The sequence below is a fragment of the Coraliomargarita sinensis genome (genome assembly GCF_003185655.1).
GTDB lineage: Bacteria > Verrucomicrobiota > Verrucomicrobiia > Opitutales > Coraliomargaritaceae > Coraliomargarita_B > Coraliomargarita_B sinensis.
Window position 1 is genome coordinate 251,392 of sequence record NZ_QHJQ01000004.1, and the last position, 14,741, is coordinate 266,132.

Sequence of the window (14,741 nt, forward strand, 5' to 3'; positions counted from 1 at the left end):
AGCCAATACGCTCAATACCGAAGCGAAGCCGACACTCGAAGGCAATATGGTCCACCGCGTCTTCAAGGCACTTTTCTTTCTTATTTCCGTAAGTCATTGGCAAGCAGAACAGCTCCAAAGTTTGAAGGGTACAGGCCGATGACTGCGAATGTCCAGCTCGGTAATCTCTGTGCGCGGGCGGGCAAAAAGCTCGAACTCAACGAGAATGGCCTTATCACCAATCACCCCTCCATCAACGAACTCGCCTGGCGCGAACCGCGTCAAGGCTGGGGGCCATTAGGTCAGAAGATTTAGTGAAGCTTAATGTGTAAACAGAGACCTTGTCCTGCTTGAACTGCGGGACGTAGAGAAGACCTTCTTCGCGCTTGATGCCGATGTCGGCCGGGGTCGGAATGTCGATCAGCTTGTGCACTGTCTTGCGGTCGGCCTCGATCAGATAGACCGCGTCGCCCATGAAGTCGGATACGATGAAGCTGCCGTCTTCCAGCACTTCGATCCCATCCAGGTTGACGAAGTGTTCCGCCAGGCCGAAGGCGATGGCTTCTTTCTCGCCCGTGGGGTCGAGCTCATAAATTTCGTGAAGGTCCCAGCTGACTCCATACATTTTGTCGTCATCAAAGGTGATGCCGTTGATGCTGGCAGGTGCACGGATCTCGCTCCTGCTGCCATCGGGATGGAGCGCGAAGACTTTGCCGGCCGCAGTGTCGGAAACCCACACCCGCTTGCCGTCGGTCGCGAGGTCGTTGGCTTTGACGAAGCCCTCGGCCACCAACTGGAGCCGATCATCGCCCACGCGCATCACCCGCGTGTTGTCGCTAAAGTAGAGCTCGCCATTGAGCACGCACATGCCCTTGGGCGAATGGATGATCTGATCCGGTCGGCTCGTGAACCAGCGCAGTTCACCGACCTGGTGGTTCGCCTTGATGGTGGAGATGAAACCGACCCCGTCGTCGTCCCAATAGTGTTCGGGCTCGCTTTCGACGTTGGCAACATAGGCCAGACCTTGACCCCCATCCCAGAGCACGCATTCCGGAACCTTAAAGCCATCGATGGTGACGAGGTGTTCGGCCTGCCAGGGGGCCCGGGCTAGCGGCCCCGACCACTTCGCGGACTGACAACCGGCCAGGGTGATTGCGACGCAGGAGGCAAGCAGGCACTGCTTGATGGGAAATCGACGGGCGTTCATAATAGTAATCTCTGTTCTTCGGTTTAAATGATCGAGTCCGCTCACTCGTCGAGTTCCACGCGGACCTGGCGGCCCGCCATGTCCGCGGTATCCGCGGTTAGTTCGCCGGTCACCCCAGGGTCGCTACTGGTGAGTGCGAGGGTGAAGGTCTTCAAACTGCCAGTGAGCGAATAGCTCAGGTCACCGGAGGCATTCGCCTGGCCGTCGTTGTAGTTCAACTCAGCCAGCAGGTCGAGCGGCCCGTTGGCATCGTTGCTGATAGTGGATTGATAGGCATAGGTCTTCTGGACATCGGCTCCCTGGGGCGGACTGCCACCGCCGGAGGATCCGAGAACCGCAAACTCGTTGAAGCCATACTGGTCGCTGGGATCGGGGTCGGTGGCACTGTTGATGGTAAGCCGCAGGTAGCGCGTGGTCGCCGGGTTGTCGAAGTCGAAGACCTGCCCCTCACCGGTGCCAGCGAGAACAGGCTGGTCATTGAGAGCAGTCGACCAGGAAAGGGAAGACAGGTCGGAAAGCGTGAAACCGGCCGGCACGCCGCTGGCCGTGGCCACATCGATCCCGGTGATGGTGCCGATGCTGCTGGATCCGCCGCTGCCGGAGGCATTGTTGCCCCAGATAGCCACCGCTCCCACCGTTTGCTCCTGACCCAGGTCGTAGTAAATTTCAAGCGGCGGACTGGCAGCGCCACCGATCCCCCCTTGGCTGCCCGGCTTGACATACCAGATTGCGGCACCGTTCCAGGAATCGGCAGGGTCGGTTTCAAGATCGATCCGGTTCGACGGGAAGCCCGATCCATCGATGGTGTTACTGCTAGCACCATTGACGCCCGCAGCGTCGGAGCCGTTCCGGTTGACTTCTGCAATCGCTGCCAGGGGGCTTATCGGGACGATTTCAGCGGTTTCAGTAGTGAATTTCCAAACGGTTTCGTCCGTGATGGCAGCGAAATTGTTGCCGGATTCATCCAGAATCGCAGTGGATTCGATTTCGACATAGTATTCCAGACCTCCGTGAAGGTCGGAGGACGGGGTTATCACCAGCTCCGCGTTGGTCACGGTAATTTGGGATGAGGTTGCGACGTCGAATGATTCGATGATGGCATCGTTGTCCACCCTGCGAATTCGAATAAATCCGGAACCCAGCACGATCGGCTTGTTAAATAGGGCGATCAGATTGATGTCATTTCCTATACCGGATGCCTGATAGGCAGGTGAACTGGCGATCAGAAAAGGCGAATTGGTGTCTGCCGTGCCCGGGCTAGTTCCGTCAATCTGCATTAAGTAAGCAATCAGCTCATCAAATTCGCCGCTACTCAGCGAACTGGTATCGTGCGCACTGTTGGATGCCGCGCCGATGAATACATCAGCCAGCGTAGCCGCAGAGCCGTTGTGTAAATAGGGGGCGGTCTTCCAGACATCCTTAAGCGTCGGCGTGTCGATCCCGTCCAGCGGACTGCCAAGTCGTTGCCCGGAACTGCCGATTAGTGTGCCAATATCATGACGCAGGCCTTGTGGGCTGTCGGTAAATTCGGGTCCGCCGTGGCAGGTCATGCAACTGAGCGCCTCGAAGTGTTGCTTTCCGGCGATAGCCTCCACGGTCATGGAGCCATCAGAATTCCGGTGCGGGCTGTCGGGAAATTCGGTCAGCGATTCAAGGTAGGCTACCAGTGCATCCAGATCGCCGCTGACTCCGGTCTTGAGATCACCCAGAGGCTGGGAGCGGGTTCCGGTATTGAAATCGGCGTCGTCCATCAATCCTTCAGCCGCGTTGAGATTGCGAATCTGCCCTTCGAAATCGTGGATCTCGTCGAAATTGCCGGACCAGTGGACTTTCCCGTGCCGCGAGGCACCACCTCGCCCCTTCAGAGCGATTGTATTGCGCAGACCTTCTCCGAATCCGGTGAAGTCCCAGACCCTGCCATCCTGACCGCCATCGTCATGACAGCTGGCACAACTCATGTAGGAATCGCGGGTGAGCCGGGCATCCTTGCCGTTGTAGAAGAGTTGTTTGCCATGCAGAACCCTGGGAGCCAGCACTTCCGTTCCAACGGTGGAAACGTTAGCGAGCTGAATTGCCTGTAAACTGGTGCTGTTAAGGATACCCGAGATATCGAAAAAGGCGACATCGCGCGACATGAAATTGTGCACAATCAACCGTTCGCCGGCAGCGTCGACCACGAGGCCATGGGGCGCGTCACCGACATCCTCGATTGAGGCGATCACCGCTCCGCTGTAGGCATCGATCACATCCACGGCGTTGCTCCCCTGGAGCAGCGCAAAGACATAGTCCCCCAAGGGAGTGTGTGACACCGCAACGGGCATGGCACGGTCATTCAAGTCGAGGCGGCTGGAGATGACCTCCGACGAGCTGGACAAATCCACCACCGAAATGATCGGACGGACGGTATTCTCGAACGTCAGCCCAAGCCCGTCCCGGAAGACACCGCGTTGGATGTTGTCCTTTTTCGAGGGAACCCAAAGCTTATGATTATCCGGGCCAACCGCGGCGGCGCCCAAATAGTTCGGCAGGCCACGACCCGCGTCTTCGTCGTCGGGGGTCGTGTCGATGGCCAGCTCGATGGTGCTGAGGATACTGAAGGTGCTGGTCGAAACTTCCGTAATCTCACCCGCATCATCGGGCGAAATAAAGCGAGAGACGAAGAGCCGCGCTCCGTCAGCGGATAGCGCGAGTCCGCGCGGATTCGGACCCGTGTCCAGCGCGCGGGCAATCGTTCCGGTGGCCGCCGTGATCTCGACGAGCTGTCCGGCCGCTTCGAGGCTGACGTAAACCTCGGAGCCCGTCGACGAACGAACGATGCCCGCAGGCTGCGAGCCATACGGCAGGGGGTGTGTGGCATGGACAGCACCGCTGTCGGGATCGAGCACGGAAATGCTCGCACTGCCCCGGTTCACCACCCAGATGTCGCCGCCGGGCAGTTGCGTCAGCGCAAAAGGCTGCTCTCCGACCGATACCTCGAAGCGTTTGCTTAGATTGGTGGCATCGATACAAGCGACGCTGTTGTTGTCACGGTTTACCGTCCAGATAAGGTCTCGCGTGGAATCCAGCAAGACTGTGGCGGAGATGCGCGGAGTGCCCACCACGGGCCGATGCACCGTGTGGGTGAATGTGTAGCTCGACTCGACAAGGGGTTCGCTCACCCGGCGGCCGGTGACGGTCACGTTGTAGTGCCCCGGCTCCGTGTAGGTGTGGGCAACAGTGGTGTCAGTGGAGAAGGCGGTCGCGGCGGACCCGTCGCCGAAATTCCACGAAACCTCGATGGGGTCGCCGGAACTGTGTGTCGCGGTGACCTCTGCCAGCCAAGTTGCATCGACTTCGCTCTGTGTGCCCTCCGACACGGAGAGTGCCACCACTTCAATTAACGAGCTGCCGGTCGAGAAAGTGGATGTGAAGACATTGCTGTTGAGGTTTCCGGCCCAGTCTCGAATCGTGCCGTCTGGAACAACGACCTCGTAGGAACTGTCGACCTCGAACGGGATATCCGGCGCGAAATTGACCACACCTGCGGTTTGAATCGTGTAAGTGCCCGACAGGGGGGTGCCGGTGCCCAGTTTTCGCACAATGAAACTGGAGGTATCGATATCATCCACCTCGACCATGTCGGTGAAAGTCAAGCCAACGCGGGTCGTGAGCGCCTGATTAAGTGACCCGTCCACCGGGACGACCATATTCACTTCGGGGCCTGTCGTGTCGGGGGCGGTTTGGTGCGGGTAGATAGGCGTCCCTTTGGCGTGATCGTCACCCACGATCACCAGATTGCCTGCCGCCGTAGCGAAGTCATAGTCTGCGTTGCTCACTCCGGGAAAGACCTTGCCGACGGTGGACGAGCCGGCCCCGGAAATATCCACCTTCAGGTAGCTGTTGCTCATACCGATGTGGAGAAAATTGTCCTGCACTACGCAGTAGCCGCCCTTGCCCGCGCCTGCAATATCGTCGGGAGTCGCAATGAAGGCAGGGCTTGCCGGATCGCTGATGTCCCACATATTCCCATTGGCACCGATGATACGGTTGCCGTTAATGATGGTGCTGTATTCAGAGTCGTAGGACGTGCTGGTAAAAAGCAGGACCGGATTCAGCGGGTCGCTGATGTCGAACGTCGTGAGACCGGCTCCGTTGTCGGTCTTGGAGATGACGAGCAGATTACCCAGAGGCTGCGCAAAGCCGACCGGGAAATTACCGAGTTGGGTCGGCGGAATCGGATTGGGCAATCCCGCTCCCCGGTTGGCCAAAACCGGATTGGAGGGATCCGAAGCATCCACGATGTAGAGCCCGAGTCCTGTGCCGGCGACATAGACATAATCTCCCTGCCAAGCCACCGCAAAGGCCGATCGGTTGTAGCCCGAGTTCTCCAGTCCCGGTAGAAGGAAACGGGAAATCTTCTGCGGGACTGGCGGGTCGGCGGCCGTGCCGTCGCCCATGTCGGAGAAGTCCCAGAACTCGACTCCCCCGGGCTTGTTGACCGCAAGGCACACGACGTCTCCCCTGATGGAGAAACTGTGGGGCTCACCGACTCCTCCGGCGAAATTTGCAGATGCCGTGTCACGGTAGGGAGAATTTCCGTCGGTGGTGAAGACGTCCGTGATGGCACGCGGATCCGAAATATCCAACAAAGCGAAGCCGCCTGAAGACCCGTTCCCGGCACCATCTGCGGAAAAGGGCACAAGCAGGTAGCCGTTGAGCATGTAAACCATGCCCGTGCCTTGCGGAACGCCCACCGAGCTGTTGATGGTCGATAGTGGAGTGGTCGTGCCGGTGAAAAGCTCCGACTCGGAGTACGTCAGGTTCCCGATGCCGGGTCCGACAGCCAAGGCAAATTTGGTCCATAGCGACAGGACAACACAAACAATTAACAGCTTTGGAGATGGGGTCATTCTTGGAAAATATTTCGGGCGAGGCAAGTCATGCGCACTCGATGACTAAGTAAGTCATCAAATAAGTTTTCCCATCACTTAACCTTGCGCAACTTGTAGCCGGGCGGCTTCGCGTTCGGTCGCTTCGAACGTTCCGCAAGGATCGACCGAAGCGGAAGCGCTCCGGCTACGTGAAAAAACATATTTGATCATCCACTACGTTCCGTCGTGCAAAATCTGAGTCAAGTTCACTCTTCCCCGTTATCGTACCGCTACATGTATCAAAAGAATCAGCTGATTCAAGGCAAGCGGCAGCGAGTCAGCGTTTACAGTCAGCAAAGTGGATAGGCCGCTCCGATGATGGTTTCGGTGATTTCGCTATCGTCAGGCATGTTGGGAAGGGAAGCTTTTGACCACTGATTACAGGTATGGGCACAGAAGTCTTGGGAGCGGCATTCTCTTTATCTGTGCTTTCTGTGTCCTCTGTGGTTCAAAATGAATGTTGCTGGATTCGGTTTTGTTGGGATAATCGAGCGAAAAGGTTTTTGAACACATCACGGATGGCCACAAATCTCACGCCTACCGATTCAGATGAGAACAAAAAGATGACATGGGAGGAGTTGTCAGGCGCGAGTAATCGCCAAACTGACGCTCCTATGATGAAAAAAACGAAGCATACACCCACCCCCACTAGCCGATCTGCCTGATACATGGGGCGCTAGCGCTCGCTCACTCCGAATCTCAACCAATCAAAATATGCTGTTCAGACTGTTCTCCATTGTTCTCTTTAGCGCATTCACCTGCACGGCCTTGGTTGCGGAACGGCCCAATGTGCTCTTCATCTCGGTTGACGACCTTAATGATTTTCCGGCTTTTTCCGGTCGGTATCCTGACGCCAAGACGCCACACATGGATCGACTTGCTGCGCAAGGGATGGTTTTCAGCCGGGCGCACTCTCAGTATCCTCTTTGCGGTCCCTCGCGCGCCAGTATTATGGCGGGCCTGCTCCCGTCCACTTTGGGATACGACACGCACATGAAGGACGAAGCAGTCGCGCGGCGGGCCGCAGATCTGGGCACGGAGTTGTTGCACACCTACTTTGCCAACCACGGCTACACGACTCTGGCTGTCGGCAAGATATTTCATCATCATGTGCCCAAGGGCAGCGTTGATAGGAGTGGGGGCCGGGGCGGGTTCAATGAACCGACCGGAAAACTTCGTCAAAACTGGCCTCAAAGAGGGACCAGCACGGATTGGGCAAGAGCTCCAGAGCGCGACGACCAACTGCCGGATCACGCCGCTGCGGAATGGGCGGTCAAGCAACTGCAGGCCGATCACGAAAAACCTTTTTTCCTGATGGTCGGATTTCTGCGGCCGCACGTGCCCTGGTACGTTCCCGAGAAGTGGTTTGATCTCTACGATAGAGACGAAATAGCTCTGCCACCCTATAAAAAGGACGACTTGGATGACATCCCGGAGATCGCCAAACGAATTTCAATTCTGGAGCAAATGCCGCGGACGGACTGGGCGATCGAAAACGATCAGTGGCGCGATATCGTCCACGCTTACCTGGCTTGCATCAGTTTCGCAGATCATCAGGTCGGCAAAGTTTTGGATGCGCTGGCGACAAGCCCTTATGCTGGCAACACCATCGTGGTGCTCTGGTCGGATCACGGCTACCACCTGGGCGAGAAAAACACCTTCCAAAAGATGTCTCTTTGGGAGCGAAGTTCCCACGTCCCTCTTGTCATTTCCGCCCCGGGAGTGGAAGCCGGAATACGATGCGATCGCGTTGTCAGCCTTTTAGATCTGTATCCTACCCTTGTGGAGATGGCCGGACTGCCAGCAAATGATAAAACCGAAGGCCGTAGCCTCGTGCCCCTCCTCGAGAGTCCATCCATACGCTGGCCCTATCCGGCGATTACGGGCTGGAAGGAGAATAGTTTTGCGATTCAGGGTGAGCGATACCGCTACTTGCGTTATGGAGACGGTAGCGAGGAGCTGTATGACCACTCGAGCGACTTGGACGAGCAGCATAACCTTGCCGGCAATCCCGACTACAAAGCGGTCAAAAAGCTAATGGCGCTTACCTTGAGAACCATCCTGAACGAGGGCACTGGCGAGCAAGACACTGCACGCAAAGCGGCCGAACTGCGGGAGCAGTGCGCGTCTCTTGGTGCCACTGCAATTTTTCCCTGACCTCCATTACTGTCTACCTGATCGCATTTTATGAAATACTCCTACTTGACGCTTGGATTTCTTGTTGGCTTGGTCGCCGCTTGTATCCTATTTCCACTTTTCAAACCAAGCGGCGAGGCGGCGGGTTCCGGTGTAATGCGTATGAAAATCGCGCACACGCTTCCGGTAAGCCATCCGGTGCATGCCGGGATCGAGCACTTCGCGGAGCGGGTGGCGGCTTATTCAAGTGGCCAGATTCAACTGGATATTTTTCCCAATGGGAGCTAAAAAATGACATTCCGGAATGACCCCTGCCATGTTTCACCGCGTAATACAATCAATACGAATCCAACCCGCCAATCCGGCCAACACCGAAGCAAGGCCGACACCCGAAGGCAATATCGTCAATTGCGTCTTCAAGGCGCTTTTTTCGTATTTCATAAGTCGTTGGAAAACAAAACAGATCCAAAGTTTGAAGGGTACACCTCCCGTAGCTGCAATGTGATAACGGCGCAACTCACATCTCGCAAAGACATGATTGATAATGCACTAGTCACTACAGCAAAAAATAATCGCGTAATGATTCTAATTCTTAAATTCTCACCCTCCGTCAGCCAGCGCCGCAAAAAGCAAATTTTGACCAACAACCCTAAATAATAGAATAGGACATCAGCTAATGTTTAAGAAAAAATTACTGACCGCTACGCTCACTCCTCTCGCGATGATCGCGCTTTCAGCCAGTGCGGCCGTTGTTGTTCAGCCGACAGATGTAGACGCTAGCAGCTTTTTTAGTGGTTCTTTTGACCCGTCCCATGTCATAGACGGCTCAGGCTTAGGCCCTGGTGGTTCGGACGTTGAAACCGGCGATCCGGTGCCTAGCACCTGGCCCACTAACATAAATGACTCCAACACCCGTAGTGCTAGCTGGGTGTCTGTAAATAATGACGACAACGGGTGGATCATGTTCGATCTCGGTCAGAGCTACGAATTGGACGGCATGCACATCTGGAACTACAACTCCCCCGAATCAAGGGGTATAGAAGATGTGAACATCAAGTTCGCTACCACCCTTACTGGCACCTTCGGCAGCACTGATGAGACCGACACCGGATGGGGCACGGCGACCGCCGAGACATTCACGCAAGCATCGAAGCTGAACACTTACACAGGGGAAACGTACTCCCTCGGCAGCACCGTTACGGCTCGATACGTCCTGTTTGATATTCAAACGAATTACGGCGATAGCTATGTCGGTTTGGATGAAGTCCGCTTCACCGGCACCGCCGTTCCAGAGCCCTCGTCTTTCGCCCTGCTTGCTAGCTGCTTCGGCCTGACCTGGATCATGGTTCGTCGCCGCTAAGGTTTAGACTGATAAACTATAAATTTTTCCAAAAGCGCAAGGATTTCACACTTTGCGCTTTTTTGTGCCCGCAAAACAAGTACCGAACAGGAACTACGGCATCCGGTTAAGCGGAAATCGCAGGGCCTCCAGCTTGCCTCCGACCATGAGCACTGATTGAATGACTGAGGCCGCGCAATACTCATTGCCTGAGGTACAGACTCCCCATCCTCAAGCAACCCTTCGATATAGCACTCGATCGCTTCACGTGCATTTGCAAGTGCCTCTTCATAAGAATCGCCCGCAATGAAGCAGCCGGGTAAATCGGGAATGACACACCGTAGTTACTATCCTTATCTTTATGAATGATTAAGTAAAGGGGCCGCCAATTGATAGCGCAGGTGCACTCGCGGCAACCCGGCCAGGCGCTAGGGCTTCGGATTCCAATGCTCAAGCTGCAGCTTTTTTAGTTGCTCCACCACCTTCGGGTGCTGGTCGGCTAGATTGACCTTTTCGTAAGGATCTTTTTTCAGGTCGTAGAGTTCGATGCCTTGCGGTGCGGTGGCAAAGGCACGCTTCGCAGTGGCCGGACCGGGCAGGATTAGCTTCCACCAGTCGTGGATCACCACATTGGCGAAAAGGCTTTCGGCCGGATTCGACAGATCGGCGATGTCGTGGGTGTAGGCTTCGACGAATACCGTCTCACGGTTTTTCATCGCGCTGCGGTCCATGAGATTCAGGCCGGGCAGTTCTTTGGGAACCGGGACTCCGGTGATGTCGAGAATTGTTCGGGTGATGTCCGTCACATGCGCGAGGGTGCTGCCATCCATTTCAGCTTTCACCTTGCCGGGCCAGCGGATGAGGATCGGGGTGCGGGTGCCATCCTCATAAGGACTCATTTTCGCCCTCTGGCCTTTGTAGCCTTTCTCGGCGTTCCATCCGTTGTCGGCAAGATAGAGGATGACCGTGTTTTCCTTGTGCTGGTTTGCCACCAGATAGTCCTCAAGTTCACCGGTGGATTCGTCGAGCCATTCCACACAGGCCCGGTATTTCTCGGCGGCCGGTGTCGGGCCCTTGCCGCGGTATTTCTTGAGCAGGCGTTCCGGCGGATTGTGGGGGTCGTGCGGAAGAAGGGGCGCGTGCCAGATGAAAAAGGGTTTGTTCTTTTGCTCCGCCATTTCGATGAAATCAAAAATGGGCTGCATGGTCTCGCGCCCGATCTTGAGTCCTTCGTCACCGTGGCGGGTTCCTTTCTTCGTCATGCCATGCGTAAAACCCATGTCCTTGTAGGTCCCGTTCCAGATTTTTCCGGTTTGGAAGGTGAGGTAGCCGGCCTCGCTGAGTGCCTCCGGAAGGATTAATGGATTGTCAAGTATGCGTCGCTGCAGCTCTGTCCGATACTGATTCCCATATCTTCCTCCGATCTCTTGCCATCCGGCCAGATCGTTGCCGGTGATACCGTGCTCGTGAGGCAGCCTGCCTGTCAGCAACGAGGCCAGGGTCGGCGAGCAGACCGGCATGGTATAGCCGCGGGTGTAGGTCAGGCTCTCATTCGCCAGTTTATCGAGCACAGGCGTGTTGACCTGCTCGGAACCCATGAAACCGTAATCATCAAAGGCGTGATCATCGGAGATAATGAGAATGACGTTGGGCCGCTCCCAGGCGGAGAGGCCGCATTGAGCACCAGTGAGAAATACCAGGAGAATGATTATCAGTTTTTGCGTCATGGAGAATGGAATGGCTGTTCGCTTGGATTCTTTTTTACATCACTCGGTGTTCACCCGAAGCAACTTAACCGGCCCGATCAGGCCTGAGGCCTGGAGGGGGCTGTTTTTGCGGAATTTCTGAAAGTTGGAACGGGTGTAGCGCTGGTCTTCCGGAAGGTGTTGATCGCCGATCATGCGGTTGGGCCAGTTGTTGGCGACCTGCACGGTGAGCTGGTTCGTTCCGGTTTTGAGGGCCGGGGCGAGATCGATGCGGGCGGGGGTGGACCAGACCACGCCGAGGTCACGGCCGTTCAGGAGGACGCGGGCCACTTCCCTGACCTCGCCGAGGTCGAGCAGGATTTGACGGTCGGGGCCGGAGGGCAGGCGTTCGTCGAAATCAAAGCTGGTCTTGTAATCGGCGATGCCAGAGTAGAACTTGACCTTTTCGTTGGGATGCCTGGTCCAGCAGGTCAGGGCATCGAAAGTGACGGGCGATTGCGGCCCCCACGGGGACTGGAAGCTGACCTCCCAGGGTTTGCTGAGAGTCAGCAGTTCGCTGACCTCGGGGATGTTGACGGAGCGTGGGGTGTGGGTGCCTTCCGGCTTGCGGAACACCACGAGCACGGAAGCTTCCGGCGGCAGTGCGAGTTCGAGCTCGGTGCGCTCCCCTGCCCTTTTGTAAGCGGGGTTGGGTGTGATGCGGGCGCTGACCGGATCCCAGAGTTCCGGCTGGCGGCCCTTCTGCCGAAAGCTGGCAGTGATCCGGCGCGGCACGTTCAGGCGGTTGACCACGTAGTAGAGATCGGCGTCGGTGGTGGTGCGGTGGAAATAATCGACGGTCAGGAAGTGGTCCTTTGAGGTCTGAACCTCCCTTTCCTCCCAGGTAAAGTCGGGCTCGATCTGTTTTTGCTCGAGGATTTCTCGGGTCGGGAGGGTGCTGATTTGACCACTGCCCCAGAGGTGCTCCACCAGTTCGGCGAAGCGTTGGTCGGCTGCGGCATCGCCGATCAGGCCGTAGCGTTTCTCCGGGCGGGGGCCGCAGACGGTGGCGCCCGCCTCGACCAGCTCGGCAATCTTTTCGAGCGCCGGCAGGTCATAGGTGTCGTGGGCGGGCAGCGCCAGGACGCGGTAGCGGACGCCGTGCGGGAGGGCCAGGGCACCGTCGGGTGCGACCGCCAGTCGATGCAGGAGCGAGAGCTTGTCGATCACATCGTAGTCGTAGCCCGGCAGGACGCCAGCCGGGTCGTCGCGCTTCAAGCGGACAAAACCCGGGATATTCTCGCCTTTGAAGTAGAGCACGTCGGAGACCGACAGGCCCTGTTGCATCATGAACTGGACACGGTTCATGTAGTCGATGAAGCCGTTGATCATGGGCCACCAGGTGACTCGGTTATTGCCGTGGGTGCCGGCGAAGTAAGCCTGGCCGGGCAGGCCCATTTCCTCGGGTGAGGAATCGTAGGTGTGCCAGACGGTGAGGTTGTGCCCCTCGCAGACGGCGCGGTCGAAGTCGTGCTTGAGCATGCGGGGCGAGCGCTCCCAGTGGGGGCCGATGGTGGTGAAGGCCTCCGCCATGGAGAGGCGCCGACCATAGATGTGAGCCACGCTGGAAGTCTGCTTGACGAAGAAACGCTGGCTGTCTTTGACGCGGTGCCTGTTGTTGCGGTTCCAAAACTCACCCATTGGGATATCGCTGACGCCGAGGTTGCGCATGGCATCGAAGGGCCCGGCGTGCGGGCCGCCGGACTCCGGGTGGATACCGAGGCCGTGTTGATGGGCGCGTCGACTGAACTGAACGTATTTGTTTTCGTGAATCAGATCGGCCAGAGTCGCGCGGAAATCGTTGAGGAAGCGTGTGGAGGCCTCCGGGCTCTCGACGATATGTCCGGCGAGGACCGGCAGCCAGGGCGTGATGTCATAGCCGCGGCGCTCGGCGAATGCTTCCGGGAGTTTTGGCGTCCAGTTGATCGGTCCCAGCTCCCAGCTGTCATCATGCAGGAAGTTCAGGGTCTTGCCCAGGTGAGGCTTCACTTCCGCAAGTAGCGGCTCCACGACCTCATCCCAGTAAAAATCGAAGGCGCCCGCATCGAGGTAGTCGATGCAGCGGCCGACCCACTCCCCGCTGCTGGTGCTGACGTGCGAACCGGAGTAAGTGTAGCCGAGGCGTATGATTTGCCAGGTGCCCTCCGGGGCGGACCAAGTCAGCTGGCCGTCCCCGCTGAGGTGCTCGCTGAGATCGACGACCTCGGCGGGGGCGCAGGCGGCACTGCCACCGCCCGGTTCAAGCAGGTGCCAAGCAGGGGCGGCGGTGAAACCTCCCGGATACTCGTAATAGGCTTTCTTTTTGAACTGCGAGAGTTGGGTCGACGAGGTTTTCGTGCCTCCTCCCGAAAAGACTGGCTGATCGCCTTGGAAAAGGGCCAGCTCCGCCACCTGCACATTGCGCGGTGCGTCCGGGTGCCTGGGATCATCTGCGCCGGTAAAGACCACACGCAGCGCTTTGGCATCGACGGCGTCGAAGGTGATCTCCGAGGTCTTTTGCTGAAATGCCAGGTTCTCGCGGACCGGCTTCCATCCCTGGCCGGTGGAGATTTCAATGCGGCCCTGCTTCGGGCCGTAGCCCGGGCGTGCGGTGATTTGGACGCGGTCCACCGGGGTAGCTTCCTCGAAACGCAGTTCCAGCCACTGCGGGGCCTGGGGGCTCGGGCCGCCGCCGGGAGTTATTCCCTGACTCACCCAGAAGGTGTTCAGATCACCATCCGCAACCCGTGCTGCCTGGTGGGACGGGTTCTGGGTGCTGCTGGCCGCCAGGCTTGCTTTGGTCTCGGTGGCATCGTGCACCTTGAGTGGCACGGCCACCACCGCCACATCCCGGTAGTAGCCCTCTTTAGCTTCGGGTTGCGGCAACTTGACGGCGATATCGCGGCCTCCCTGCAGGGTGGTTTCGGCGTAAGTGAGCTTCTTCGAGGCATGCTCCAGAGGGACGAGTGGCCCGCCGAGATTCCAACCGCTCTGGATATTGAGACCCAATTCGAGATCGAGTCGGGCCGCTTGCTCGACCGCGTGTTTGAAAAGCTTGGTCCACTCGGGTGAGGCAAACAGGGGGCCTGCCGGCACCGGTTTGCCCCCGCGCTGGGTGTCGCCCCCGGCATCAAAGAGCAAGGCACCGCCGTAGCCTTTATCCTTCAGGGCCTCCAAATCGTCGGTGATGGCTTTCTTCGTGACATTGCCATTGAGCCACCACCAGTAGACGCGCGTCCGGGCGATCCGGGGCGGGTTTCGCCAGCCTTCCTCCAGCGACATCATGGGCTCGAGCGAGGCCGAAAGATAGGCCCGAACGGGTTCGATGAAATGCGTTGTGCGCTCCTGCCCGGCTTGCGCGCAGCCAGCCGTGAGAACGGCGGCGGTGAAGATGCTCCAGAAGGCTGAATGCGGGGATCGTGTTGTCATAGTATTTATATTATATC

Annotated in this window: 8 protein-coding genes; 3 read left to right on the forward strand and 5 right to left on the reverse strand. The window is 57.6% G+C overall.

Annotated features, from left to right (window positions below; translation table 11 throughout):
* Window positions 1-232: 232 nt before the first annotated feature.
* Both DDZ13_RS07655 and DDZ13_RS07660 read right to left on the reverse strand, forming a co-directional pair.
* The gene (locus DDZ13_RS07655; RefSeq protein ID WP_110130849.1) at window positions 233-1,186 is read right to left on the reverse strand and encodes an SMP-30/gluconolactonase/LRE family protein; all 954 of its coding nucleotides are present in this window, start codon (window positions 1,184-1,186) and stop codon (window positions 233-235) included.
* A gap of 41 nt (window positions 1,187-1,227) precedes the next feature.
* A complete protein-coding gene (locus DDZ13_RS07660; RefSeq protein WP_110130850.1) occupies window positions 1,228-6,075 on the reverse strand; it encodes an Ig-like domain-containing protein in 4,848 nt (1,615 codons plus the stop codon).
* 735 nt (window positions 6,076-6,810) lie between these two features.
* On the opposite strand from DDZ13_RS07660, the gene DDZ13_RS07665 reads away from it, so the two are divergent.
* The 3 genes from DDZ13_RS07665 (at window position 6,811) to DDZ13_RS07675 (ending at window position 9,592) form a co-directional block, all read left to right on the forward strand.
* A complete protein-coding gene (locus DDZ13_RS07665) occupies window positions 6,811-8,253 on the forward strand; it encodes a sulfatase (RefSeq protein WP_110130851.1) in 1,443 nt (480 codons plus the stop codon).
* A 30-nt stretch (window positions 8,254-8,283) separates the two neighbouring features.
* Window positions 8,284-8,520 carry a hypothetical protein gene (locus tag DDZ13_RS07670; RefSeq protein WP_110130852.1) on the forward strand — a complete coding sequence of 79 codons (237 nt, stop codon included), beginning with the start codon at window positions 8,284-8,286 and terminating at the stop codon, window positions 8,518-8,520.
* Between the two features lie 388 nt (window positions 8,521-8,908).
* On the forward strand, window positions 8,909-9,592 hold the full coding sequence (locus DDZ13_RS07675) for a galactose-binding domain-containing protein (protein ID WP_110130853.1): 684 nt from the start codon (window positions 8,909-8,911) through the stop codon (window positions 9,590-9,592).
* Here the strand turns inward: DDZ13_RS07675 and DDZ13_RS15925 are convergent.
* The 3 genes from DDZ13_RS15925 to DDZ13_RS07690 all read right to left on the reverse strand — a co-directional run bounded on the left by DDZ13_RS15925 (window position 9,589) and on the right by DDZ13_RS07690 (window position 14,724).
* Window positions 9,589-9,903 (reverse strand): type II toxin-antitoxin system HicB family antitoxin, encoded by a 315-nt coding sequence (locus DDZ13_RS15925; protein WP_199221083.1) that lies wholly within the window; start codon window positions 9,901-9,903, stop codon window positions 9,589-9,591. The genes DDZ13_RS07675 and DDZ13_RS15925 overlap by 4 nt on opposite strands.
* A gap of 96 nt (window positions 9,904-9,999) precedes the next feature.
* Window positions 10,000-11,298 carry a sulfatase family protein gene (locus DDZ13_RS07685; protein WP_110130854.1) on the reverse strand — a complete coding sequence of 433 codons (1,299 nt, stop codon included), beginning with the start codon at window positions 11,296-11,298 and terminating at the stop codon, window positions 10,000-10,002.
* 39 nt (window positions 11,299-11,337) lie between these two features.
* Window positions 11,338-14,724, reverse strand: coding sequence for a glycosyl hydrolase (locus DDZ13_RS07690; protein WP_110130855.1), 3,387 nt, complete (start codon window positions 14,722-14,724; stop codon window positions 11,338-11,340).
* Window positions 14,725-14,741: the final 17 nt, after the last annotated feature.